The organism is Limnohabitans sp. TS-CS-82 (assembly GCF_002943475.1).
This window is the reverse complement of record NZ_PTQX01000005.1, coordinates 215,120-241,243: the sequence shown is the minus strand read 5'-3', so window position 1 is coordinate 241,243 and position 26,124 is coordinate 215,120. Positions and strand designations below refer to the sequence as shown.

Below are 26,124 nucleotides of genomic sequence, written 5' to 3'. Positions count from 1 at the left end.
AACCCCAACTTCTGCGGTCTCGCCAGACCCATCACAATAAGGCGGCGGCCCTGAGCCGCTCAGTTATTGCGCTGTCGCTGTTTTTCTTTCTATTTTTTTCAAGGCGACACCTCCGTGCCCACACAAAGTTACATCCCTGGCAAAGACGCGCCGCTAGAAGCCACCATCAACAGCATGCAGTCCAAATTGCAGGCTTTGGGTTTTCACATCGAAGAGAAGAGCTGGCTCAACCCCGTGGCGGGTGTTTGGTCGGTGCACATCCGCGACCGCGATTGCCCCGCCTTGTTTGCCAACGGCAAAGGGGCCACGCGCATGGCGTGTTTGGCCAGCGCGTTGGGGGAGTTTTTTGAGCGCTTGTCGACCAACTACTTCTGGACCCATTTCTATTTGGGCCCTGGCACGGCGGACGCACCGTTTGTGCATGACCCGCAAGAACGCTGGTTTGACTTGACCGAAGACGGCAGCTGGCCCGAGGGCTTGCTGAACCCCGCGTTGCACGCGCTCTACAACCCCGAAAGCAACATCGATTGCGCGAATTTGGTGGAGTTCAACTCGGGCAACGACGCGCGCGGCATTTGCGCCATTCCCTACGAGCGTCTGCGTGATGGTGCGACCACTTACATCCCCGTCAACATCATTGGCAACCTGTATGTGAGCAACGGCATGTCGGCGGGTAACACCGCGCCAGAGGCCCGCACGCAAGCCTTGTCCGAGATTTTTGAGCGTCACATCAAGGGCAAGATCATCAGCGAAGGCATTTGCTTGCCCGATGTGCCCGAGGCCGTGATCAACCGTTACCCGCGCATTGCCGCTGGCATTGCTGCTTTACGTGCCGCAGGCTTTGGCATTTTGGTCAAAGACGCCTCTTTGGGCGGCAAGTACCCCGTGATGAACGTGACGCTGCTGCACCCCGAAGACCAAGGCTGCTTCGCCAGCTTCGGGGCCCATCCCCGTTTGGAGGTGGCGCTGGAACGTGCGTTGACGGAGCTTCTGCAAGGCCGCGCTTTAGATTCTTTGGCGGGTTTCCCCACCCCCACGTTTGACTTGGAAGAAGCGGCCAGCGCGACCAACATCGAGATTCACTTCGTCGATTCGAGCGGCGTGGTGCATTGGGAGTTCTTGGGCGAGATTCCCGATTACGTGTTTGTGGACTGGAATTTCGCCACCACCACCGCCGAAGACTACGCGTATTGCGTCAACCGCATTCACGACGACGGCTTTGACATTTACGTGGCCGATTTTGAGCACCTGGGCGTGTACAGCTGCCGCATCTTGGTGCCGGGCATGTCCGAGATTTACCCTGTGGACGACCTCGACTTCGAGAACAACAGCATCGCCAACGGCATGCGCGAAGCGATTTTGAATTTGACCGACCTCGACAACGAGGAATGCGCTGATTTGCTGGACAGCTTGAACGAGTCCAGCTTGGCTGACGAGCGGCCTGTGGCCACGGTGATCGGCATGGCCGCTGACGCAGGCAGCTTTTGGGCAGATTTGCGCGTGGGTGAGTTGAAAACCTTGCTGGCCTTGGCGATTGGTGACGAGGCAGCCACGGTGGAAGGGTGCGAGTGGATTCGCCACTTTGACCAAATGCCGCAGCAACGCCGCTTGGTTTATGCGTGCATTGAAACCTTGGTGCTGCTGAGTGACCGTGGCGACACCGCGCCTTTCGTGGGTGCGATTCGCCAGATGTTTGGTGCGGGTGTGTTCGCACAGGCCCATGCGCTGATCATGCAAACCGACCGTTTCATGGGCATTTCAGCGCCCGGCTTGATGATGGACGGTTGCGAGATGCACCAGAAACTGTGGGCCGCTTACGCCAAGGTGCAGAGGCACAAGAAGTTTTAAATCCCCAAGCTCTCCAACGTGACCAAGCCCTTGGGCGTGTGCAGCGTCGCTTTGAGGTTGGCGGCACCTTCGCTCACGCTCACGCGCTTGAGTTCAATCGCGCTGTAGGCCTCTTGCAGCTTTTTGGCGCTGGGGTGGGTGACTTCCAAGCTGTTCAGCGTGACGCCTGAGCGTGGCAGCGTGTTGCGCGGGTGCAGCTTGAGGGGCTCGGTCGCATCAGGTTTGCCCCATTGGATGACGGTGGGCAAGGCGCCATCAAACAGGCGTTGACCGTCGGCGCGCACCGAGATTTGCCAGTTCAGCACGCCTTTGGAGGTACGACGATTGCCGTAGATGGCGGGGCCACGGTCAATGCCTTCCATGCGCAAGGCCATGCGGGCGGCTTTGAGGTCGGGGGTGTTGACCACAAAGTGCACCAAACGCGGCTCGATGGTCACGGCCTTTTGCAAGGCGGGGTTGTCCATATCGAACCAACGTGTGGGGCTGGCTTTTTTAGGGCGTACCGCGTTGGGGTCGATGGCGATGATTTCTAAAAACGCCATGGGATTAGAGGGAGTGGCGATTTTCAAGAGGCGGTTGTGCGTGCCGTAAAGCGTGTGTTCGCCGCCGGGGCCGGGCGTGACGCCAAGGGTTTCTTCGCACCATTGCACGCCTTGTTCTAAGGTTTTGGCAACGATGACGAGATGATCGAGTTGTGTATGCATGGGGCAAGACCTTACCACCTCAAACTGTGGCAGGATGCACCCCCTATGAATTTCAGTCACTCAGCGCCAGAAGGCGAACGTTTGTCCAAACGGGTTATGCAGCTGCGCGGTTGTTCGCGCCGCGAGGCCGAGCAGTACATCGAAGGTGGTTTTGTCCGCGTGGACGGCACGGTGGTCGAAGAGCCCCAGTTTCGCGTGAAGCACCAAACCGTGACGATGGACGCGCACGCCAGCTTGCTCAACCTCACGCCCATTACCTTGATCATCAACAAGCCCGCAGGGTTTACCGATGGTTTGGAGGCCTTGCCCGAGCCTGAACCCATGCAGACAGGACGTGGTGCGCCACCGCGTCGCTCGGCTAAGAAACCGTCGCAAAACGTGCGCAGCTTGCTCACCTCGGCGCAGCACAGCGCCCACGATTTCAGTGGCGTGCGTTTGTTGAAGCGCCATTTGACGCATCTGGATGCCAGCGTGCCGTTGGAGCAGGCCGCGAGCGGTTTGGTGGTGTTTACCCAAGACTTTCGCACCCAGCGCAAGTTGGTCGAAGACATGGCGTTCATGGAGCACGAGCTGATCGTTGATGTGCGTGGCGAAGTGACACCCGATGCCCTGCGCCCAATTGAACGCGCCATGCGCGACGAGCGTTTGCGTTTGCCTGCTTTCAAAATCAGCGTGGGCAGCGCCACGCCAGAGCGCAGCAAATTGCGCTTGGCTGTGAAAGGTGCGCACCCAGGCTTGGCGGCTTATTTGTGCGAAATCGGCGAGTTTGAGATCTTGGCTTTGCGCCGCACCCGCGTGGGGCGCGTGAGTTTGGGCGAGTTGGAAGAGGGCGGCTGGCGCTTTTTGGCGGACGGCGAGCGGTTTTAATGCAAGTTTGAGGCCTTTCATGACCTCGAATGCATGTCAAAATTGCGCACTATTTTTAAGGTGATCGCAATGAAGATTTTGGCTGTGGTGTTGGTATGCATGGGTTTGCAAGCATGTACGGTGCTGGCCGTGGCTGACGCCGCCGCATCGACGGTGGTGTATGGCGTGAAAACCGCCGTGAACGTGGTCGATGCCATCACGCCAGACATCGTCAACAAGAAAAAATAAGTCGCGCTCAGTCAAAGCCACCAATCTAGACACGTAAAAAAGCCGCTGAATCAGCGGCTTTTTCATGGGCGTAGCCTAAAAGGCAGACGCATCGGGCTCAGTTGTTGAGCGACTCGCTTTTGCTCTCCACACGGCGTGCACCGGTGAAGCGGCGTTCCCAATAGGCTTGGCGCATGTCATCGACACGCACTTGCTGGCCGGGTTTGGGGGAGTGGATGAACTTGTTGTCACCCACATAAATGCCCACATGGCTGAAGGTTTGGCGCATGGTGTTGAAGAACACCAAGTCACCGGGTTTGAGGTCTTGTTTGTCAATTTTTTCGGTGGCGGCTGCTTGTTCGCTGGCGCGTCGGGGCAGCACTTTGCCGACCGATTGTTCGAACATGGAGCGCACGAAGCCGCTGCAGTCAAAGCCTGTGTTGGCGTTGGTGCCACCACGACGGTAGGGCACGCCCAAAAACCCCATCGCGTCGAACACCAAATTGGAGGCGGTGTCGCCCACGGACTGACGAACTTGGTCGAGCTGCGCGGAGATGCCGCGTTCGGCCAAGTAGCGCTCAATGTCATCGGCTGCATTGTTGGACGGCGCCGCATGGGCGCTGGCAACACAGCAAAGAATGAGAAGGGCGCGTTTGAACATGGCCGATATTCTAATCGATCGATGCTGTGGCTGATGAGGTAGCGCGCCTAAGTTGTTGATTTTGCAAAGCTTAGTACTCAAGTCGGCAGGGTGTTTAGCAAGATCGTCGATACTTGGGGCCTTCATTTATTTTCCGGATCTCTCTGCATGTTGCTCGACGACCAAGACTCCCAACTCGTGTTGGTGGATTACCAAGCCCGCCTGATGCCCGCTATTTTCGAAGGCGAATTGGTGCTGGCCAACGCCATGCGCTTGGCCCAAGCTGCGCATTGGATGGAGGTGCCGACGTTTGGCACCGAACAAAATCCGGACAAATTGGGCACCAACCCCGCTGCGTTGCGTGAGTTTTGCCGTCGCACTTTGCCCAAGATGAGCTTCAGCGCTTGCGCCGATGGCTTGATCGAGTTGCTCAAGCCCGCCGCGCGCGCGCCGTCTGGCAACGCCCGCAGTCTGCCCAAGCATTTGCAAAAAGCGGTGCCCAAAGAGTCCAACCGCAGCAGCATCGTCATTGCTGGCGTCGAAGCGCACATCTGCTTGTTGCAAACCGCTTTGGATTTGTTGGAAGAAGAATTTGACGTGTGGGTGGTGACCGACGCCTGCGGTTCGCGCACCGAGCGCAACCGTGACGCCGCTTTTGACCGCTTGGCTGGCGCTGGCGCTGAATTGGTGACCACGGAGATGGTGCTTTTTGAGTGGCTGCGCTCGGCTGAGGCTGACCCATTCAAAGAAATACAAGACTTGATTAAATAATCAGAAAGCGCTGACAAAGTCAGCTTGCTGCAAGTCCGCCATTCTCATAATTATGAATTCAGTACATGAGTACGAATTCACAAATAGGAGATGTTTGAATGGTTGCTTACGCAGATTTTCACCGTCGGTCCATCGAAGACCGCGACGCTTTTTGGTCCGAACAGGCCAAGTTGATCGACTGGCAAACCCAGCCCCAACAAATCTGCGATTACAGCAACCCGCCTTTTGCCAAGTGGTTCGTGGGCGGCACGACCAACTTGTGCCACAACGCCGTGGACCGTCACTTGGCCGATCGCGCCGATCAAGCGGCGCTGATCTTTGTGTCGACCGAAACCGACCAAGAACACACCTACACCTACCGCGATTTGCACGCCGAAGTGCAACGCATGGCCGCTATTTTGAAAGCGCAGGGCGTCACCAAAGGCGACCGCGTGTTGATTTACATGCCCATGATTGCCGAGGCCGCATTCGCGATGTTGGCGTGCGCCCGCATTGGTGCGATTCACTCGGTGGTGTTTGGTGGCTTTGCCTCGCATTCATTGGCGACACGCATTGAAGACGCGACACCCAAGGTCATCATCAGCGCGGACGCGGGTTCGCGCGGCGGCAAGGTCATTGCGTACAAGCATTTGTTGGACGAAGGCATCAGCTTGTCCAGCCACAAGCCCGCCAAGGTGTTGATGGTCGACCGCAAGTTGGCGCCGTTCACGCCCGTGGCTGGCCGCGATTTGGATTACGCCACCGAACGTGCCCAGCACATGGACACGCAAGTGCCTTGCGAGTGGGTCGAGTCCACCCACCCCAGCTACACCTTGTACACATCGGGGACCACCGGCAAACCCAAAGGTGTGCAGCGTGACACCGGTGGCTACACCGTGGCATTGGCTTCCAGCATTCCGCACATTTACCAAGGCAAGCCAGGCGGCACCTTCTTCTGTACCAGCGACATCGGCTGGGTCGTGGGCCACAGCTACATCATTTACGGTCCACTGATCGGCGGCATGGCCACCATCATGTACGAAGGCTTGCCGATTCGCCCAGACGGCGGCATCTGGTGGAGCTTGGTCGAAAAGTACAAAGTCAACGTCATGTTCAGCGCGCCCACGGCCATCCGCGTGCTCAAAAAGCAAGACCCTGCGTTGCTGAGCAAGTACGACTTGTCCAGCCTGCAAGCCCTGTTCTTGGCCGGCGAGCCTTTGGATGAGCCCACTGCCAAGTGGATTTCTGAAGGCCTGAACGGCAAACCGATCATTGACAACTACTGGCAAACCGAAACGGGTTGGCCGATTCTGACCATTTGCAACGGCGTGGAAAAAACCGAGAGCAAGTTTGGCTCGCCCGGCAAGGCCGTGTATGGCTACAACGTCAAGTTGGTCGACGACCAAACTGGCGAAGAGTTGACCGGCGCCAATCAAAAAGGCGTGTTGACCATCGAAGGCCCATTGCCTCCCGGCAACTTGCAAACCATTTGGGGCGATGACAAGCGTTTCGTCAGCACCTACTGGAACACCGTGCCGAACAAGCTGGTTTACAGCACCTTCGACTGGGCGGTGCGTGACGAAGACGGCTACTTCTTCATCTTGGGCCGCACCGATGACGTGATCAACGTCGCCGGTCACCGCTTGGGCACCCGCGAGATCGAAGAGAGCATTTCCAGCCATCCCAACATCGCCGAAGTCGCGGTGGTGGGCGTGGCCGACCAGCTCAAAGGACAAGTGGCCATGGCGTTTGCCATTGTCAAAGACACTTCTGGTTTGACCGACGATGCAGCTCGTTTGAAGCTCGAAGGTGAAGTCATGAAGGTGGTGGATGGGCAATTGGGGGCCTTGGCCCGTCCTGCGCGTGTGTTGTTTGTCACGGCCTTGCCCAAGACACGCAGCGGCAAATTGCTGCGTCGTGCCATTCAGGCGGTCTGTGAGAAACGTGATCCGGGCGACTTGACCACCATCGACGACCCCACGGCCTTGACGCAAATTCAAGACCAAATCTCCTAAGAACTATAAAAACGCAGCGATGCTGCTGATCGCATGGCACAATCTTGGGTGTTACTAGGCCTCCTTCCAGCCACAGTCGCATCCGCCAATCGGTCCAGCCGTGTCGCGGAAGGTTTCTTTCAACCAACTAATGTTCCCTCAAGGGGAGCGAAGGTCAAGCGCAATGAGTGAGACAAACGTCTTTCAAGCCTATTCAGGCAACACCTATCTGTTCGGTGGTAATGCTCCGTACGTCGAAGAGATGTATGAGAACTACCTCGCCAATCCCGGCAGCGTCCCAGACACTTGGCGCGAGTACTTCGACGCACTGCAGCATGTGCCTGCCGTCGACGGTTCCAACGCCAAAGACGTGCCCCATTTGCCCGTCATCAACGCCTTTGCTGAGCGCGCCAAATCGGGCGGCACCAAAGTCGTCATGGCCAGCGAAAACGTCGAAATGGGTCGCAAACGCACAGCCGTGCAACAGCTCATTGCGGCTTACCGCAACGTCGGCCAACGTTGGGCCGACCTCGACCCCTTGAAGCGCACTGAGCGCCCAGCCATTCCTGACCTCGACCCCGCTTTCTACGGCTTCACCGATGCCGACCAAGAAACCGTGTTCGACACCAGCAACACCTTCTTTGGCAAAAACAACATGTCTTTGCGCGAGTTGCTCAATGCACTGCGCGAAACCTACTGCGGCACCTTGGGCGCCGAGTACATGTACACCTCCGAGCAAGCTGAAAAGCGCTGGTGGCAAGAAAAGTTGGAAAGCATCCGCAGCAAAGCCAACTTCAACTCTGACAAAAAGAAAGCCATTCTGGAGCGCTTGACCGCTGCGGAAGGCTTGGAGCGTTACCTGCACACGAAATACGTGGGCCAAAAGCGCTTCTCGCTCGAAGGTGGCGAAAGCTTCATCGCCGCGATGGACGAACTGATCCAACAAGCGGGCCTCAAAGGCGTGCAAGAAGTGGTGATCGGTATGGCCCACCGTGGCCGTCTGAACGTGTTGGTCAACACCATGCGCAAGTTGCCTGCTGACTTGTTTGCCGAGTTCGACCACACCGCGCCTGAAGAGTTGCCTGCTGGTGATGTGAAGTACCACCAAGGCTTTAGCTCTGACGTGTCGACCGTGGGTGGCCCTGTGCATTTGTCACTGGCCTTCAACCCCTCACACTTGGAAATCGTGAACCCCGTGGTGGAAGGCTCTGTGCGCGCTCGCATGGACCGCCGCGCTGACCCGCTGGGCAAGCAAGTGCTGCCCGTGTTGGTCCACGGTGACTCCGCCTTCGGCGGTCAAGGCGTGAACCAAGAAACTTTGGCCTTGGCCCAAACCCGTGGTTACACCACAGGCGGCACGGTGCACATCATCGTGAACAACCAAATCGGTTTCACCACCTCTGACCCACGCGACATGCGCTCCAGCGTGTTCTGTACCGACATCGTCAAGATGGTCGAAGCGCCTGTGCTGCACGTCAACGGAGACGATCCAGAAGCCGTGGTGTTGGCCACGCAGCTGGCCCTCGAATACCGCATGGCCTTCAGCAAAGACGTGGTGCTCGACATCGTGTGTTTCCGTAAACTCGGCCACAACGAGCAAGACACCCCCGCGCTGACCCAGCCGCTGATGTACAAAAAAATCGCCGCGCACCCTGGCACCCGCAAGCTGTTCGCCGACAAGTTGGCCACACAAGGCTTGGGCGAGACTTTGGGTGACGACATGGTCAAGGCTTACCGCGCCGCGTTGGACGCTGGCAAGCACACCGATGATCCTGTTTTGACCAACTTCAAGACCAAGTTCACCGTGGACTGGTCACCCTTCATGGGCAAGAAGTGGACCGATGCGGGCGACACCGCGATCCCGATGTCTGAGTGGAAACGCTTGGCTGAAAAGATCACCACCATCCCCGCATCCGTCACACCTCACCAGTTGGTGAAAAAGGTGTACGACGACCGTGCAGCCATGGGCCGTGGCGACACGCCAGTGGATTGGGGCATGGGCGAGCACATGGCTTTCGCCTCCTTGGTGGCCAGTGGCTACCCCGTGCGTTTGTCGGGTGAAGATTGCGGCCGTGGCACCTTCACACACCGCCACGCTGTGATTCACGATCAAAAGCGTGAAAAGTGGGACACCGGCACTTACGTGGCCCTGCAAAACGTCACCGAAAACCAAGCCCCGTTCGTCGTGATCGACTCGATCTTGTCGGAAGAGGCTGTGTTGGGCTTCGAATACGGCTACGCCTCGAACGACCCCAACACCATGGTCATTTGGGAAGCCCAGTTCGGCGACTTCGCCAACGGTGCCCAAGTGGTGATCGACCAGTTCATCGCCTCAGGTGAAGTGAAGTGGGGCCGTGTGAACGGCTTGACCTTGATGCTGCCACACGGCTACGAAGGCCAAGGCCCAGAGCACAGCTCGGCTCGCCTCGAGCGCTTCATGCAACTCGCCGCTGACACCAACATGCAGATCGTGCAGCCCACCACGGCCAGCCAGATCTTCCACGTGTTGCGTCGCCAAATGGTGCGTGACTTGCGCAAGCCTTTGATCATCTTCACACCCAAGTCCTTGCTGCGTAACAAAGACGCGACATCGCCTGTGTCTGAGTTCACCAAGGGTTCGTTCCAAACCGTGATCCCTGAGAACAAAGCGCTCAAGGCCGACAAGGTCAAACGCGTGTTGGTCTGTTCGGGCAAGGTTTACTACGACTTGGTGAAGAAGCGTGAAGAGTTGGGTGCTGACGACGTTGCGATTTTGCGCGCCGAGCAGTTGTACCCCTTCCCACACAAAGCGTTTGCCGCTGAACTCAAGAAGTACCCCAACGCCACTGAGTTGGTGTGGACACAAGACGAGCCACAAAACCAAGGCGCATGGTTCTTCGTGCAGCACTACATCCACGAAAACATGTCGTCGGGTCAAAAGCTCGGTTACTCGGGTCGTGCCGCTTCTGCGTCGCCTGCCGTGGGTTACTCACACCTGCACCAAGAGCAGCAAAAAGCGCTGGTCGAAGGCGCATTCGGCAAGCTCAAGGGCTTCGTGCTCACCAAATAAATCGTTCATACCGACTACCGAAATACTGAAAGAATAAAAATGGCCATCATCGAAGTAAAAGTTCCCCAGCTGTCCGAATCCGTGGCTGAAGCCACCATGCTGCAGTGGAAAAAGAAAGTGGGCGAGTCCGTCGCCGCTGACGAAATCTTGATCGACATCGAGACCGACAAAGTCGTGCTCGAAGTGCCCGCCCCAGCGGCCGGCGTGATCTGTGAAATCTTGGTCGCCGACGGCGGCACCGTGGCTGCTGAGCAGCTCATCGCCCGCATCGACACCGACGGCAAAGTGGGCGCTGCTGCTCCCGCAGCCGCCGCCCCTGTTGCTGCTGCTCCCGCCGCTGCACCTGTGGCTGCTGCTGCCGCAGCTTCTAACAGCAAAGCCGGTGTGGCCATGCCCGCCGCTGCCAAGCTGATGGCTGACAACAACTTGGCCGCTGGCTCGGTGTCTGGCACTGGCAAAGACGGCCGCGTCACCAAAGGTGATGTGTTGTCGGCTGTGGCCGGTGGTGTGCAATCCACTGCTGCCATCATTCCTACAGGCGTGCCGACCAAGGCTTTGCCACAAGTCGCGGCACCTGCTGTGGCTTTGGGCGAGCGTCCAGAGCAGCGCGTGCCCATGACACGTCTGCGTGCTCGCGTGGCTGAGCGTTTGTTGCAATCGCAATCGACCAATGCCATCCTGACCACCTTCAACGAAATCAACATGGCCCCGGTCATGGACATGCGCAAGCGCATGCAAGAGCGTTTCGAGAAGGAACACGGCGTGAAGCTCGGTTTCATGAGCTTCTTCGTCAAAGCCGCCGTGCACGCGCTGAAGAAATTCCCCGTGTTGAACGCATCGGTGGACGGCAACGACATCGTGTACCACGGCTACTTCGACATCGGTATCGCTGTGGGTTCGCCACGCGGTTTGGTGGTGCCCATTTTGCGCAACGCTGACCAAATGAGCTTTGCCGACATCGAGAAGAAAATTGCTGAATTCGGCGTGAAAGCCCGTGACGGCAAGCTCGGTCTCGACGACATGACCGGCGGTACGTTCTCGATCTCCAACGGCGGCACCTTCGGCTCCATGATGTCCACCCCCATCATCAACCCACCACAATCTGCGATTTTGGGCGTGCACGCCACCAAAGACCGCGCTATGGTGGAAAACGGCCAAGTGGTGGTTCGTCCGATGAACTACTTCGCGATGTCGTATGACCACCGCATCATTGACGGCCGCGAAGCTGTCTTGGGCCTGGTGGCGATGAAAGAAGCGCTGGAAGATCCAGCTCGCTTGTTGTTCGATATCTGATTGAAGGATTCACATGTCTAAACAATTCGACGTCGTCGTCATCGGCGGTGGCCCCGGTGGCTATATCGCAGCCATTCGTGCTGCACAACTCGGTTTCCAAGTCGCTTGTATCGACGAGTGGAAAAACGCAGCCGGTGGCCCAGCGCCCGGCGGTACTTGTACCAACGTGGGTTGCATCCCGTCCAAGGCCTTGCTGCAATCTAGCGAACACTTTGATCACGCCAACCACCACTTCGCCGAGCACGGCATCAGCGCCACCGGCGTGAAGATGGACGTGGCCAAGATGATTGCCCGCAAAGACAACGTTGTGAAGCAAAACAACGATGGCATCTTGTACCTGTTGAAGAAAAACAAGGTCACTTTCTTCCACGGTCGCGGCTCGTTTGTCAAAACCACCGAAGCCGGTCACGAAATCAATGTGGCAGGCAAGGCGGAAGAGGTCATCACCGGCAAGCACATCATCATCGCCACAGGCTCCAACGCCCGTGCGTTGCCTGGCACACCGTTTGACGAAGTCAACGTGTTGTCTAACGACGGCGCCTTGCGCTTAGGCGCTGTGCCTAAAAAATTGGCCTTGATTGGTTCAGGCGTGATTGGTTTGGAGATGGGTTCTGTGTGGCGTCGTCTCGGCGCTGACGTGACCATCCTCGAAGGCCTGCCCACATTCTTGGGCGCTGTGGACGAGCAAATCGCCAAAGAAGCCAAGAAGGCGTTTGACAAGCAAGGCTTGAAGATCGAACTCGGCGTGAAAGTCGGCGAGATCGTCAACGGCAAAAAGGGCGTCACCGTCAACTACACCAATGCCAAAGGCGAAGCCATTGCCTTGGACGCTGACAAGCTCATCATCTCCATCGGTCGCGTGGCCAACACGATTGGTTTGAACCCTGAAGCCATTGGCCTGCAGCTCGACGAGCGCGGTGCCATTGTGGTGGACGGTGATTGCAAAACAAACGTTCCTGGCGTGTGGGCGGTGGGTGACGTGGTGCGTGGCCCCATGCTCGCGCACAAAGCCGAAGAAGAAGGCGTTGCCGTGGCCGAGCGTATCGCTGGCCAGCACGGTCATGTCAACTTCAACACCATTCCTTGGGTCATCTACACCAGCCCCGAAATCGCTTGGGTGGGCCGCACTGAGCAGCAACTCAAAGCCGATGGCGTGGCGTACAAAGCCGGCACATTCCCGTTCCTCGCGAACGGCCGTGCCCGCGCTTTGGGCGACACGACCGGTATGGTGAAGTTCTTGGCCGATGCCACGACAGACGAAATCTTAGGCGTGCACATGGTGGGCCCACAGGTGTCGGAGTTGATCTCTGAAGCTGTGGTGGCGATGGAGTTTAAGGCCTCGGCCGAAGACATCGCCCGCATTTGCCACGCCCATCCATCTTTGTCAGAAGCGACGAAAGAAGCGGCTTTGGCGGTTGACAAGCGCACCTTGAACTTCTAAGAAGTTTTAAGCCCTGACGCTTAAAAGCCCGCTGGCGACAGCGGGCTTTTTACATGGGTTGGCGGCTAAACGATCGTGATCGGTGCCGTGAAGGCATAGCCAATTCTGTGCACCGTTTCAATGGGCAGATCGCTGCCCAAGGTGTCCTTGGCTTTGTTGCGCAAGCGTCGAACCAATATTTCCATGCGCCTGAAGTCGTACACCGCAGGGTCGTGACCCAGACTCAGCACCAAATCTTGACGCGATACAGCTTGACCCGCGTGATGTGCCATTTTGTGCATCAGCACAGACTCTGAATGGGTGAGCTTGAAGCCCACACCCGAAGGCGATTGCAAGGTCCAGTTCATGCGACTCAGGGTCCAACGGGGGCTGGCATTGCTGCGGGTGCGACGCAATAAGTTGCTCACCAAGGATGACAACTCTTCGAGCTGAATCGGTTTGACCAAATACACATCGGCACCTGCTCGAATGCCCTCAATCCGCTGGTTACCTTCCCCGCGCGCGGTGGTGATGATCACGCCTTTGTCACGGAGTTGTACGCACTCGCTGAGCCATTTCAAACCATCGCCATCTGGCAGTCCAAGATCAAGTACCAGTACGTCGAATTGGTGCGTACGCAACCACTGGGTGGCCATTTTTAGACTGCTGACGCCATCGGCCACAAAGCCCTCCATGTTGAGGTAGGTGACGATGGCCTCTTGCAAATCGGCCTCATCTTCAATCACCAGCACGCGGCCGGGTAGGGTGTCTGTCGTAGTCATCGTGCTGCGAATTGTCCCTCTTATTTAAGTGGCAGCCACACGCAAAAGGTACTGCCTTCGCCAATGGCACTCTTGAGTTCTAGTTCACCCTGATGCATGTTCACAATGCGCCGCACAAACGCCAGGCCTAAACCCAAGCCGGAAATCGTACTTTCCGAACTCACCCGGTGGTAGTCGTCAAACACTGCTTGGTGATCTTTAGGATCAATGCCGCAGCCTTTGTCGATCACAGCAATCCCGACCCAACCTGGCTTTTGTCGTGTCTCAATCGCCACCACTTCACCCGCTGCTGAGTATTTACAAGCGTTGTCGATCAAGTTCAACATGGCCACTTCCAACAGATCTTCATCTGCCCAAACGTCGCCCACAGCGCGGGAGATGTTGAGGGTGAGGGGATGGTTGTCGTGGTAAGAAATTTGCGAATCAATCAGTTCACGCAACCACGCTGCCAAGGGGATGTGCTCGGGCTTCATTTCCTGCATCGCGTGCTGCAAGCGGTCGCCGTTGAGCCAGGTATCAAACAAAGACAGCAATCGTCGCGTAGCGCTGGCCATGGTGTTGAGTCGCTTATCGAGGTTCAACTGTCCTTTTTCTTGTTCTTTGCGCAGCAGGCTGATTTGACTGTCTACGATGCCCAACGGGTTGCGAAACTCATGCGAGATCAGTGCCCCAAAGCGCATGTATTTTTCGAGCAACTGAGTTTCAGTGTTCAAGGCGAGTTTGAGTTCCACCGTGCGTTTTTGAACCTCGAGTTCGAGTCGTTCTTCGGAGATGCGGGCATTTTTCAGCAAACGCTCGTTCGCTTCCAAGGCTTCGTGCTGTGCGTGTTCTCGCTCTTGCCGTTCGAGATGAACCATATCTGCCAGCGCTAAGGCCAGTAGCAGCATTTCAAGCGCAGAGGACAACTGAAGGCTGTATGACGTGAATGTATTGGTCGGGATCAGCTCAAAAGCGCGCAAGGTTGCGGTGATCGCGCCCGACCACAAAACCAACCAAGCTAATAAGAAAAAACGCACCCGTTTCTGGCCACGCCGATGAACCTGAATGCCCGCAATCACCACCAGCGCGCCGGCAGGCAGGGTGGTGAGGAACAAGACCTCCAGAATCCATTGCAACGGCACGCCATGCCAAGGTGCGGTGATTTGTGCGATGGCATCGACCAAATAAATTGCCGAAAAAATTTGTAGCCAACGCGAGATCTTTGGCACATAGCGGTTCGCTCCCAAAAAGCGAGAGGCAAAGAGCATTGAAAAACAGCCCGACAGACTCAAGAAGAAAGACTGTGCAATGGCATCAAATTGCCCCTCACCAGGCCATACAAACATCTGACCCAAACCATTGCCCGCCAGCATGGCCAGCCCAAAGTTGCCGACAAACAAGGTGTAGAGCAAAAATCGCAGGTCGGTCAGCGAGATGGATAGGAACAGGTTGTAGATCAACAGCGCGATCAGGCCGCCGAAATACAAGGACTGCAGGATGAATGCGTTTTGGACGTGATGCCTGAATGTGCGCTCTTGCCAAACGGTGATGGGCACAGTGAGGCTGTGTTGGCTGGTCACACGCATGTAAAACATCTGTTTTTCAGTGCTGATCTCGACTGGAAATGCAAAAAACCTGTGCAAAAAGGGGCGCGAGCTGATCGGTCGGCTTCCGCCCGTTTGCACCGCAGCTTCGTTGGGCGCGAAAAAATCCAGCGTGTGCAATTGAAAAAATGGCACTTCAATCACCCAAGACGTAGGCGCCTCTGCGTGTCTTTGCAAAGGAATGCGGACCCAGTAAGCCGAACTTGAAAATCCAAGGTTGATCTGTCCGCGCTCTTGTGACCATGCCTTGAACTGTCCCGCGAGGGCATCACTGCTCACATCATCGCGTGTCAATGTCCCTTTTGGATCTTCCAAAACAGCCACGTCTGTGATTTTGTCTAGCGACAGGGTTTGCACGTTCAACGTGGTGGCCTGCGCGATGGGTAGCCACGACATCAAGACCAGCACAAACCAGCGCAAACTGAAAAAAAACAGAGTCTTAAAGGTTGTGTTTTTTGTTACTTTAAATTTCAAAGTATCTGTATTTTTCGGAAATGTCGTATTTGGCATGTATTTGTCGAATGTGGTGTCTATGTGAATTAAATCATTGGAAATATCATCCCCAGCCAACCTCTTAATAAGAGGTTTTGCCAGTTGTCACTTTGATATGTTTAGGGTGATGGCTGGCTGCAGGTATTTGCTGATTTTCAATGGAGAAAAAATGTTTGAACAAGTAGTTCCCGTCAATAAAGAGCGTCACGCCAATAAAAAAGTGCGTACCAGCAGCGATTTTCGTTTTGCTTCGAAATTCCATGTGGCTTACGTCACCGTGCATGAGTTTGCACGCGCTGCTGCCATCTATCCCTTGGTTTTCTTGGAAGACAAAGCCAATGACGATTTTCGCCCAGTGGCCCTGATGGGTCTGGACGCCGGTGAGAACTTGTTTGTGGACAGCGAAGGCCAGTGGGCGGGTTCATACATTCCCGCCATCATTCGCCGCTACCCGTTTGCCCTGACCAAGGCTGCCGAAGCTGACCGTTATGTCGTTTGTGTGGACGAAGCCAGCGACTTGCTGAGCGACACCGAAGGCGCGCCGATGTTCGACGAGCAAGGCAACCCCACGCAAGTCATCGAGAACGTCAAGCGTTACTTGAGCGAACTGCAACAAATGGACACCATGACCCATGAGTTCAGCAAGTTCTTGATTCAAAACAACCTGCTCACGCCTCTGAACATGCGTGTGAATGCTGCCAATCAAGTGCGCAACATCACCGGTTGCTACGTCATTAACGAAGAGCGCTTAAACAACTTCACCGATGCCAAGTTTGCTGAGATTCGCCAAAAAGGCTACCTGCCTGCCATCTATGCGCACTTGATCTCTTTGTCGCAAATCGAGCGTTTGGCCAGCCTGAAAAAGTTGCCAGCTGACGCTGTGGTTGAAGAAGGCAAGGCCTCTGTAGGCCGCGCTGCCAAAGAAACACTGCAATAAGCAGCCTCACGGACCCCGATGGCTGCCTCTGATGGTGTGGCCTCGGGGTTTTTCCTTTTGCAGACCGGACAAATGTTTTTCAAAGGTAGATGAGCATGCGGAATTTTTCTGATTCATGGGCTTTGCGCACGCTGCCCTGGTGCTTGATGACGGCGTTGACCGCGGGCAGCCTCGGTGTACATGCGCAAGTCACAGCACCTGTGGCCAAGAGCAGTGCCGTGATGGCGACCGGCTTGACCTTGAAAGACCTGGTGCGTCAAGTGCGTGAGGCCAACAAAGACATTCGCAGCAAACGCGCAGAAAAAGAAATTGCCCAAACTGGCATCGACCGTGCCTCTGCCGCCTTTCAACCAGTGGCGACGTTGTCGGCCACCAACGGCGTGAACCGCCAACCCAACACCTACGAAGAAAAACTGGTGCGCAGTAACCAAGCGCTGTATTTGCGCGACGGGCAAGATTACTCTGCCGGCGTGAGTCAGTTGTTGCCCACGGGCGCCAAGCTCGAAGCCAAAACCACGCTGTCGCGCTTCATCACCAACATCAACCAGCTCGACGGTCGCCCCGAAGGTGCCAAAGACAACCGCACCTTCATGGGCTTGACACTCACCCAGCCCTTGGCCAAAGACGGCGGATTTACCGTCACCAACGCACGCACGGATGTGGCCGAGTTGGATGTGGCCGTGGCCCAGCACACCCAGTTTGAGACCGAGTCCAGCGTCGTGGCTGAAGCCTCATTGGCCTATTACGAATTGGTTCTGGCGCAGCATCGCGTTGCTGCCGCAAATGAAAAAATCCGCACCAGCCAGCGCTTGCTGACCGAAGCGCGCTCCTTGAACCGACAAGGCCGTTTGGCCGAGGCCGATGTCTGGGAAATTGAAAATGCGCTGTCCCGATTCCGCGCGGGCTTGAGTGAAGCTGTGCAGGGCGAGCGTGAGCGACTGAACCGACTCAACACCTTGGTCATGGCCGCCACAGGTACGGGCCTGCCCACTTGGCGCGCGTCTGATGCCTTGCCTGCCGTGGTCAAGCCCAGCTCCAGCGCTGCCGCTGAGGCGTCTGTGCGTCTGGCACTGGACTCTCGCCATGACTTCCTCATGCAAAAAAAGTTGCTGGAGCGCGAAGGCGTGCAGTTGGTCTATGCCCAAAACCAAGCCCTGCCACGCATCGATCTGATTGCTTCTTATGGCCGCAACGGCCTGGCTTATTCCGCACAAACCGCTTTTAGCGCAGACACCATGCGCAACTACCCCACATGGAGCATGGGTCTGCAAATGCAAATCCCGCTGGGCGAAAACCGCCAAGGCCGTGCGGACGTCGCGTCTGCCAGTTTGCGCCGTGAAAACGCCTTGCTCGCGATCAAAGCTTTGGAAGTACAGATTGCCAATGACATCGACACCAGCCTCAACATGCTCGCCAGCGCGTCCGAACGCTGGGAGTTCTGGCAAGACGTCGCTCGCCGTGAGCAGCAACAACTGGATGTTGAATACAAACGTTTCGCAGCGGGTCGCAGCGAAATGCGCGAAATCATGATGCGCGAAGAGAAAACCGTGAACTCCCGTTTGATGGTCATCGAGCAGCAAGTTGCTTTCGCCAAAGCGCAAATCATTCTTGAATCTGCCCAAGGCGTTTTGCTGGAGCGCTGGCCGTCATGAGTAGATCGACACGTTTGAAACGCAGCGTGCTTCGCATCGTCACTTCGGTGTCGATGCTTTTTCCGTTGTGTTCGGCCATGGCACAAACGCCTTCGCCTAGTGCGCCGGTTGCGGCGCTCAGCGCCCCCGGCGTCACGCAAGCTTTGCGCGACGTCAAACTCAGCATGACCGTGGCGGGTCGCATCGATGGCATGTTGGTGCGTGAGGGCAGTCGCGTTCGCAAAGGTCAGGTGTTGATGTATCTGGACCGCACCCTTGAAGAACTTGAGGTGCAACGCCGTCGCTTGCTCGTTGAAGACCGGGCACGCCTAGACGAACTCAAGCAAAAAGAAAAAACCCTGATGGAGCAAGTCGAATCCTTGCGCCCCTTGTTGGCCAGCGGCGGCGTGTCGCGCAAGCAAGCGGAAGATGAGGAAATTGCGCTGGGTGCCGTGTCTGCCGAGCGTAAAGCGCTGGAGTCAAGCAAGGAGCGTGAACAGGTTGAGCTCTCGTTGGCAAAAGAAACCTACGAGCGCCGCAACCTGCGCTCGCCCTTTGATGGCGTGGTCACCAAAGTGGGCCTGCGTTTGGGTGAAAGTGTCTCGCCGCATGAGCCCTTCATGTCGGTGGTCGACACCAGCCGCGTGCGCTTCATGGGCACAGTGCCTGCGCGCACAGGCATCCACTTGAAAGTCGGTGCCACGGTCAAGATTGAGTTGACCGTTGATGGTCAGTTGCGCAGTCGCATGGCCAAAGTGGTGTTTGTTTCGCCCGTCACGGACCCGTCCAGCGGCTTGATTGAAGTCATCGCTGAGTTTGAAAATGCCGACGGGTCTGTGCGCCCCGGCATCAGTGGCCGCATGCTGCTCTGAGTTTCGAAGCATGCGCACCAGCTCCAAACCATCCAACGCTGAACAGGCCGCCGCTGCGCGTGATGCTGCGGCCTCACGCTGGGCGGCGTTGGCTGTTTTTGAAGGACCTGTTCAATCGTTTTGGGAGCAGTACCTCCAAGCTGTGGGCCAAACGTTGCAGGCCAGGCGCGTTTTGTTGCTGGTGTCTGGCATTGGTCAACCTTGGCGCGCCTTGGCCCAATGGCCCTCCGACGCGCCCGAGTTGGAGGGCGATGGCGATGGCGTCTTGCAACTGATATCTAGTGTGGCTACCGATCAGCCGATGCTGGAGCCCTTTGCTCAGGGCGGTCACGCGCTGGCCATGCCCTTGCCACAAGCGCCGGCAGGACCGCAACAAGTTGTTGCCGTGGTCGCTTTGCATGCGGCAGATTTTGGTGCGACTGCAAGCGATTTGATGGCTTGGGCTGCTCAGGTGGTGCGCCTTCCTGCGGATTACGCCAGGCGTTGTGCGGCGAGCGACAGTGCCGTTTCGACAACCGTAGTTCAAGATCAAGCGGTGACTTTGGCGGACGAGCCTCACGCCGAGCGCCTTTACCAAATTTTGCGTTTGTCCATTCAGTTGTCGCAGCAGACGCATTTTCTGCACATGGCGTATGAGCTTTGCAATGCCTTGGCAGTGCGCTTTGATGGTGATCGGGTGTCGCTGGGTTGGGTGCACCCACCTTATGTTCGACTGACCGCCATCAGCCACGTTGAAAAATTTGATGCCCAGTCGACGATCAGCCGTGCGCTAGAAAGTGCGATGGAGGAAGCCGCCGATCAGTCGGGCGAGTTGGTCTATCCACTGCCCGCTGATTCGCGCAAGGTCAACCGTGCGCACGAGTCTTATGCGCTGATGCAAGGCGTGACCGCGGTGGCCAGCGTGCCGCTGCGCGATGGCGACATCGTCAAGGGTGTGCTGTGTTTAGAAAAGCGTCAGGGCACTTGGAGCGAGGTAGAACTCTGGGAGTTACGCCTCATCGCCCAAGCCACTGTGCGCCAGTTGGCCGACTTGCATGAGCGCGGTCGTTGGTGGGGTGACAAAGCGCGGCTGGCCTGCAAGCGTTGGTATGTGGAGAGTTTGAGTCCCCGTCACAGCGTGCCCAAATTGGCTGCGGCTGCCAGTGTGGTGGTCTTGCTGTTCTTGTTTTTGCTGCCATGGGCCTATCGCGTCGACGCCACGTTGACCTTGCGCAGCAAAGACTTGCTGTTCATGCCCGCGCCGTTTGATGGCTACTTGCGCCAAGTGCATGTGGAAATTGGCGACAAGGTAGAAGCCGGCCAAGTCTTGGTGCAACTCGACACCCGCGACCTGGTGCTCGAAGAGTCCATGGCCGAGGCCGATGTGATGCGTTACAGCCACGAAGCTGAGAAAGCGCAAGCTGCGCGTCAACTGGCTGAGATGCAAATCAACTTTGCCCGCCAAGATCAATCGGCTTCCCGCTTGGCTTTGATTCGACACCAACTGGCGCATGCCAAAGTGACCGCACCGCGTGCCGGCGTGGTGGTGGAGGGCGAGCTTAAGAAAAATCTGGGTGCCCCTCTGCGCAAGGGCGATTTGCTGCTCAAACTGGCGCAAACCGACGACAACTACCTTGAGCTTGAAATCGATCAAATCGACGTGCACGAAGTCAAAGTCGGCTCGACGGGCGAGTTCGCACTGGTGGGCCGACCTGACCAGCGTTTTGCCATCAAGCTGGACCGAATCGACCCGGCCTCCACCTTGCGCGAAGGCCGCAATATTTACCTGGCCCGTGCCAAGGTGCAAGAGGCTATTCCTGCCTGGTGGCGTCCGGGCATGGGTGGCACGGCACGCATTGATGCGGGTGATCGCCCCCTGATTTGGGTGTTGACGCACCGCACCGTGCGCTTCTTGCGGGAGTTGTTCTGGCTATGAGCATGGACGACGCCAGCGGCAAAACCTACAGCGATGCGTGGCATCGTGTGGCCAGCGTGCGTGCGTGTTTGCGCAGCAGCGTGCGCGCGCACCGCCAGACTTTTCGTGGCGAAGAGTGGGTGGTGCTGCGCGACAGCTTGGGCAGCGATTTTTTCCGTGTCACCGCGGACGCCTACGCCTTCTTGAGCCGCTTGAACCCGCAACGCACCATCGACGAAGTTTGGGGCGAGTTGATGGAAGACGAGCCCGAGTTGGCCTTGACACAGGAGGAGGTGGTTCAGCTGCTGGGTCAGCTGCATTTGTCCAACCTCTTACAGTTCGACCGAGGTGCCGCCGCCGCCAGTTTGTTTGAGCGATACAGCAAGCGACGTGGTCAGGAAATCAAGGCCATGCTGCTCGGTTTCTTGTCTATCAAGGTGCCGCTGCTCGACCCGGATCGCTTCCTTGAGCGCGCCATGCCCGCCATTCGCGTGCTCTTTGGCCCGCTCGGCGCTGGGTTGTATGTCGTGTTGGTCCTGCTGGGGCTCAAAGCCTTGGTGGACGAGTCCTACCATTTGTTCGACCAATCGGCCGGCTTGCTAGCACCTGCCAATTTAGGGCTCTTGTACGTGGGCATGGTGCTGGCCAAGCTGGTGCATGAGTTTGGCCACGCTGCAGCGTGCAAACGCTACGGCGGCGAGGTGCACAAAATGGGCGTGATGTTGCTCATGTTTGCGCCGCTGCCCTACATGGACGCCACCGCCAGCTGGGGCTTTCGCAGCCGTGCCCAACGCATGTTGGTCGGTGCCTCGGGGGTGCTGTCGGAGTTGGCTGTAGCCGCCTTGGCTGCGATGGTGTGGGCCCACACCGCCCCTGGCGTGATCAATGCCTTGGCTTACAACGTGATCTTTGTGGCCAGCGTCTCCACCGTCTTGTTCAACCTCAACCCGCTGATGCGTTTTGATGGCTACCACATGCTGGTCGACTTCCTCGACGTGCCCAACTTGTTCCAGCGCTCGCGCGACCAGCTCAAGTACTTGGGTGAGTTCTGGGTGCTGGGCATCAAGACGGCACAGCCCGTGGCGCGCACGCCCAACGAAGCGATTTTGTTGCCGCTGTATGGCGTGATTAGCCTGGGCTATTGGGTGGGCTTGATGTCCACCATCATCTTTTTCATTGCCGAGCAATATTTGGACTTGGGTGTGGCGCTGGCTTGGGTCATGTTCTTCAGCATCGTGGTCATGCCCGTGTTCAAGTTCGGCAAATTCTTGTTCACCAGCCCCAAACTGCAACACCAACGCGCGCGCACCTTGGCCATCACGATGGGTATTTTGGTGGTGAGTTTTGGCCTTTTAGGTGGTGTGCCCATGCCTGACCGTGTGCGTGTCAAAGGCGTGTTGCAGGCTACCCAGTCGCGCGAGCTCTACAGCGACAGCGGCGGTGCGTTGGTGGCGTTGTTGGCTCGTCCCGGCCAATGGGTGACAGCGGGTCAACCCTTGGCGCGCCTTGAGAACCCAGATCTTGAGTTTGAAATCTTGTCCGTTCAACAACAGCGTGAGCAGTTGCTAGCTCAGGAGCTGCAAGCCATCACCACCGCTGTGGCGAACTTCGAAGCCCTTGAGCGCCAGCGCGAAGCCATGGACCAAAAGCTCGCTGAGCTCATGCGCCAGCAAAACGCCCTGACTTTGCTGGCTCCCATCGAAGGCATTTGGAGTGCCACCGAGCTAGACGCCAGCCATGGCCAGTGGATAGCGCGTGGCGGTAGTTTGGGCACCATCGTGGACGAGCGCGATTGGCGCTTTGTGGCTGTGCTGCCGCAGATCAACACCCATTTGTTTGAAGCCGGCGTGCTGGACACCGAAATTCGCATTCGCGGTCAGCAAGAGTTCAACTTGCACTCGGCCAAGACCGAGGTCATGCCGTTTGAACAAGGTCAGTTGCCGTCGCCTGCACTGGGCATGGCGGGTGGGGGCGAAATTGCCGTGCAGTCGTCTGACCCTAAAGGTCTGGCCGCCGCTGAGCCTTTCTTCCGCATCCACGCACAGTTGCCAAAGGTGCAGGGCGGTGGCTCTGACGCTGAGGAGTTACGTCGCTTGCACGGTCGCTTGGGCACGATGCGCATCACCTTGCCCAACTCGCCTCTGCTGTTTCAGTGGGAGCGTGGTTTGCGCCAATTCCTGCAAAGGAAGTTCCGCGTATGACCACAACTGCTTGGTCCCCCATCGATGCACCCGTTTCGAACGCGCAGCCCTCACGCAGCGCGTCGGTCGAAAAACTGCGTCGCCTTGAAAAACTGCCCGAAGGCTTGGACGGCTGGGCGGACAAGGCGCAAGGCTGGTTCAAGCGTCGCCCCAGCGAAGCCGCTTTTCTGTGGGCGGATGCACAGCGCTGTGCCGAACTCTGCGCGCAGTACGCAGAACTCGATGCGGAGGCCTTGCAGCATGCCAAGGTCATGGCGCAAGAAAACCTGCGCCGCGACCCCATGTTGGCCAAAGGCCAGCTGATCGAGGCCTTGGCCTTGGTCGGGCAGGTGGCGTTTCGCGAAATGGGCATGCAACCCTATCCGGTGCAGTTCATGGGCGCGTTGTCGTTGCATCACGGCTGGTTGGCCGAGATGGCCACAGGGGAAGGTAAAACCCTCACGGTGGCCTTAGCGGCTGTGCTGGCAGGCTGGAGCGATCGCCCCTGTCACGTCATCACCGCCAATGACTATCTGGCCGAACGCGACGCCCAAACCATGCGTCGCCTGTTCGACGCGTGCGGTGTCAGCTTGGCCTCGGTCTACGCTGATGTCGCTGCCGAAAAACGTCCTGCGCTGTACAACTCAGACGTGGTCTACGTCACCCCCAAAGAACTGTTGGCCGATTACCTGCGCGACCAACTGGCCGCCGGTGCGGGTCAAGATGCCGATTGGCAAGCCTTTCAGCGCTGGATGGGCCGGGGCGAGGTTCGCGCTGAATCGTCGTTGCTGCTGGTGCGCGGCTTGCACACGGCCATCGTGGACGAGGCCGACAGTGTGCTGATTGACGAAGCCGTCACCCCTCTTATTTTGTCGGCCCGTCGACCCAGCCGCGGCTTGAGCGAGGCGGTGGTCATGCTGGCTCAGTTGGCTCCCAAGTTGGTGGCTGACGAGGACTATGACTGCATCACACGCACCCGCAGCGTTCGTCTGCGTGAGGGTGCGATGGCTGCGCTGGAGCGTTTGGCACCTGAGTTGCCGCCCGTGTGGCGTCCGGCCCCGCGTCGCGAAGAGCTGTTGCGGCAGGCCTTGCAAGTGCATTGCTTTTTCCGCGTCGGCCATCAGTATTTGGTGGACGATGGCGAGATCGTTTTGTTGGACGAATTCACAGGGCGTATGACCCCAGGCCGCACCCTTACAGCCGGCCTGCATCAAGCGGTGGAGGCCAAAGAAGGCCTAGAGATCACCGACCCCAATGAAGCCCTGAGCCAAATGAGCTTTCAGGCCTTTTTCCGTGGCTTTACCCGTTTGTCCGGCAGCTCGGGCACGGTGTGGGAAGCGGTGGACGAGCTGTGGCAGGTCTACCGCTTGCGTGTTGTGCGCGTGCCCACGCATCGGCCACGCCAAACCCGGTACTTGCCCGCCCATGTGATGTTGACGGTTGACGCCAAGTGGCAGGCCGTTGCACAAGAAGTTATCGAAGCACAGAAACATCAGCGCGCGGTGTTGGTGGGAGTGCGCAGCGTCGAGTCGAGCGAGGTCTTGGCCAGTTTGCTGCTTGCGCAGAACATCGAAGTGGCTGTGCTCAACGCGGTGCACCATGCCGAAGAGGCCGCCATTGTGGCTGTCGCTGGTGAACCCGGTCGGATCACGATTGCCACCAACATGGCGGGCCGCGGGACCGATATTCGACTGCACCCAGTGGTTGAGCAAAGCGGCGGACTGCATGTGGTCATCGCCGAGGTCAACGAGTCGGCGCGCATTGACCGCCAACTCGCCGGCCGTTGCGGGCGTCAGGGTGATCCCGGCAGCGTGTCTTTGTACCTGTGCCTAGAAGACAGTTTGGTGCTGCGCTATTTGCCATCTTGGGCGCGTCGTGCTTTGGTGCTGCTGCGTGCCCGATGGCCACAACACGCGCCCGTTTGGACCCAACGCGCCTTTGTTTGGGCCCAGCGTCGATCTGAAGGGGATGCGTTTGAGCGACGTTTCTCGGTGTTGCGCAACGACGACTGGATGGCCTCGGCTTTGCCATTCGCGCAAAGGGGCGGCGTATGAAAGCGCATCTGCACACACCTGCTGCGCTGTGGCCCGTCTGGCGTCAGCCTGCCGAGCAAACCCTGCGCGCCATGTTGGGCGAGCTCGAAGGTTTGGGCATCACCGGCGGTGAGTCGTCAGTGCGCGTGTCGCCCAAGGGTGCTGTGGGCGGCCGCTGGTTGGCAGGATTTTCGCCAGCTGGTGTTTCTGCGAAGCGTCTGATGGGCTTGCCTGATCGCTTGGCCATGCCTGGCGAAGACGCTGTGCAATTTCGCACGAACTTGCCCCGTGCGCGCCAGATTTATTTGGCGGTTGAACAAAGCGATACGCAGGTGGTGGCCAAGGTCTACCTTGAGTACGCCTTGCCTGCGCCAGACTTGAGTCGACGTGCCCCTGAGCATCGCCAAGTGGCTTTGTCGATCGAGGCGTGCAAATGGCGCGTCGACGCTCCCGTCGGCCGTGCACGTCACACCGAGTATTGGCGCATGTCGGGCCTGGATGGCGGGGCGACTGTGGCCCTGCTCAACGAAGCCCAAGGCCTGAGCCCCGTGGCGCAGCCCTTGTATGACGCCGTGGGGCAAGTGCTGGACAAGGCCTTGCACGCTGCCACCGATTGGCGGGGATACCGCTTGCTCGTGGTGCGCGAGCCAGGCCTTCCAAGTCAAGGCGTTTGTGTGCGTTTTTATGGCAGCGACTTGCGCGCCTTGGACGCGATGCAGCCTTTGGCAACTATGTTTGACGCTTGGGGCATTGCACCCGAGCGCCAGTCTGACCTCATGTCCGTTTGGGCGAACCAAGAACTGGGCTGGCTGCATGCCGGTCTAGACGCCCAATCTCAACCTTATCTCACCATTTATGGCGCTTTAAACAGCGCCGACACACGGGCCGTGTTGATGCGGCCCAGTGCTGCTCGCCCTGAGCCGCGAGCAACCATGCAAGAAAGCTAAA

General features: G+C 57.7%; 19 protein-coding genes. 15 read left to right on the top strand and 4 right to left on the bottom strand.

Going from position 1 to position 26,124, the window contains the following annotated elements; translation table 11 throughout:
• The first annotated feature begins 114 nt into the window (after positions 1 to 114).
• Positions 115 to 1,848, top strand: coding sequence for a 30S ribosomal protein S12 methylthiotransferase accessory factor YcaO (ycaO, locus tag C5F52_RS12710; RefSeq protein ID WP_104798732.1), 1,734 nt, complete (start codon positions 115 to 117; stop codon positions 1,846 to 1,848).
• Here the strand turns inward: ycaO and C5F52_RS12705 are convergent.
• On the bottom strand, positions 1,845 to 2,552 hold the full coding sequence (locus C5F52_RS12705) for a VOC family protein (RefSeq protein ID WP_104798731.1): 708 nt from the start codon (positions 2,550 to 2,552) through the stop codon (positions 1,845 to 1,847). The two genes, ycaO and C5F52_RS12705, sit on opposite strands and share 4 nt — an antisense overlap.
• A gap of 45 nt (positions 2,553 to 2,597) precedes the next feature.
• Here C5F52_RS12705 and C5F52_RS12700 point away from each other — a divergent pair, with 45 nt between their 5' ends.
• A complete protein-coding gene (locus C5F52_RS12700; RefSeq protein WP_104798730.1) occupies positions 2,598 to 3,419 on the top strand; it encodes an RNA pseudouridine synthase in 822 nt (273 codons plus the stop codon).
• Positions 3,420 to 3,488: 69 nt separating this feature from the next.
• Positions 3,489 to 3,647, top strand: a complete 159-nt coding sequence (locus tag C5F52_RS29900; protein ID WP_161499697.1) for a hypothetical protein — start codon at positions 3,489 to 3,491, stop codon at positions 3,645 to 3,647.
• A 97-nt stretch (positions 3,648 to 3,744) separates the two neighbouring features.
• On the opposite strand, the gene C5F52_RS12695 is transcribed toward C5F52_RS29900, so the two are convergent.
• Positions 3,745 to 4,287 carry a C40 family peptidase gene (locus tag C5F52_RS12695; protein ID WP_104798729.1) on the bottom strand — a complete coding sequence of 181 codons (543 nt, stop codon included), beginning with the start codon at positions 4,285 to 4,287 and terminating at the stop codon, positions 3,745 to 3,747.
• A gap of 147 nt (positions 4,288 to 4,434) precedes the next feature.
• Here C5F52_RS12695 and C5F52_RS12690 point away from each other — a divergent pair, with 147 nt between their 5' ends.
• From C5F52_RS12690 to lpdA, 5 genes are all read left to right on the top strand, one after another.
• Complete coding sequence (locus C5F52_RS12690; protein WP_104798728.1) at positions 4,435 to 5,037, top strand: isochorismatase family protein; 603 nt, start codon at positions 4,435 to 4,437, stop codon at positions 5,035 to 5,037.
• Between the two features lie 98 nt (positions 5,038 to 5,135).
• Positions 5,136 to 7,031, top strand: a complete 1,896-nt coding sequence (locus C5F52_RS12685; protein ID WP_104798727.1) for a propionate--CoA ligase — start codon at positions 5,136 to 5,138, stop codon at positions 7,029 to 7,031.
• A 163-nt stretch (positions 7,032 to 7,194) separates the two neighbouring features.
• Entirely contained in the window at positions 7,195 to 10,059 is a 2,865-nt protein-coding gene (locus C5F52_RS12680; protein ID WP_104798726.1) for a 2-oxoglutarate dehydrogenase E1 component, read from the top strand.
• Positions 10,060 to 10,098: 39 nt separating this feature from the next.
• Positions 10,099 to 11,352, top strand: coding sequence for a 2-oxoglutarate dehydrogenase complex dihydrolipoyllysine-residue succinyltransferase (odhB, locus tag C5F52_RS12675; RefSeq protein ID WP_104798725.1), 1,254 nt, complete (start codon positions 10,099 to 10,101; stop codon positions 11,350 to 11,352).
• Between the two features lie 13 nt (positions 11,353 to 11,365).
• Complete coding sequence (lpdA, locus tag C5F52_RS12670; protein WP_104798724.1) at positions 11,366 to 12,793, top strand: dihydrolipoyl dehydrogenase; 1,428 nt, start codon at positions 11,366 to 11,368, stop codon at positions 12,791 to 12,793.
• A 65-nt stretch (positions 12,794 to 12,858) separates the two neighbouring features.
• Here lpdA and C5F52_RS12665 read toward each other — a convergent pair whose 3' ends face one another.
• Positions 12,859 to 13,554 carry a response regulator transcription factor gene (locus tag C5F52_RS12665; protein ID WP_104798723.1) on the bottom strand — a complete coding sequence of 232 codons (696 nt, stop codon included), beginning with the start codon at positions 13,552 to 13,554 and terminating at the stop codon, positions 12,859 to 12,861.
• Positions 13,555 to 13,574: 20 nt separating this feature from the next.
• On the bottom strand, positions 13,575 to 15,533 hold the full coding sequence (locus tag C5F52_RS12660) for a sensor histidine kinase (RefSeq protein ID WP_161499696.1): 1,959 nt from the start codon (positions 15,531 to 15,533) through the stop codon (positions 13,575 to 13,577).
• 265 nt (positions 15,534 to 15,798) lie between these two features.
• On the opposite strand from C5F52_RS12660, the gene C5F52_RS12655 reads away from it, so the two are divergent.
• From C5F52_RS12655 to C5F52_RS12625, 7 genes are all read left to right on the top strand, one after another.
• Entirely contained in the window at positions 15,799 to 16,566 is a 768-nt protein-coding gene (locus tag C5F52_RS12655; RefSeq protein WP_104798721.1) for a SapC family protein, read from the top strand.
• A gap of 95 nt (positions 16,567 to 16,661) precedes the next feature.
• Entirely contained in the window at positions 16,662 to 18,218 is a 1,557-nt protein-coding gene (locus tag C5F52_RS12650; RefSeq protein ID WP_161499695.1) for a TolC family protein, read from the top strand.
• A complete protein-coding gene (locus C5F52_RS12645; RefSeq protein WP_104798719.1) occupies positions 18,215 to 19,069 on the top strand; it encodes an efflux RND transporter periplasmic adaptor subunit in 855 nt (284 codons plus the stop codon). The genes C5F52_RS12650 and C5F52_RS12645 overlap by 4 nt, the downstream gene beginning before the upstream one ends.
• Before the next feature lie 10 nt (positions 19,070 to 19,079).
• On the top strand, positions 19,080 to 20,984 hold the full coding sequence (locus tag C5F52_RS12640) for an HlyD family efflux transporter periplasmic adaptor subunit (RefSeq protein WP_161499694.1): 1,905 nt from the start codon (positions 19,080 to 19,082) through the stop codon (positions 20,982 to 20,984).
• Positions 20,981 to 23,164 (top strand): hypothetical protein, encoded by a 2,184-nt coding sequence (locus tag C5F52_RS12635; RefSeq protein ID WP_146100079.1) that lies wholly within the window; start codon positions 20,981 to 20,983, stop codon positions 23,162 to 23,164. The genes C5F52_RS12640 and C5F52_RS12635 overlap by 4 nt, the downstream gene beginning before the upstream one ends.
• Positions 23,161 to 25,197 carry a DEAD/DEAH box helicase gene (locus C5F52_RS12630; RefSeq protein ID WP_104798716.1) on the top strand — a complete coding sequence of 679 codons (2,037 nt, stop codon included), beginning with the start codon at positions 23,161 to 23,163 and terminating at the stop codon, positions 25,195 to 25,197. Before C5F52_RS12635 ends, C5F52_RS12630 begins: the two co-directional genes overlap by 4 nt.
• The gene (locus C5F52_RS12625) at positions 25,194 to 26,123 is read left to right on the top strand and encodes a hypothetical protein (protein ID WP_104798715.1); all 930 of its coding nucleotides are present in this window, start codon (positions 25,194 to 25,196) and stop codon (positions 26,121 to 26,123) included. Before C5F52_RS12630 ends, C5F52_RS12625 begins: the two co-directional genes overlap by 4 nt.
• Position 26,124: the final 1 nt, after the last annotated feature.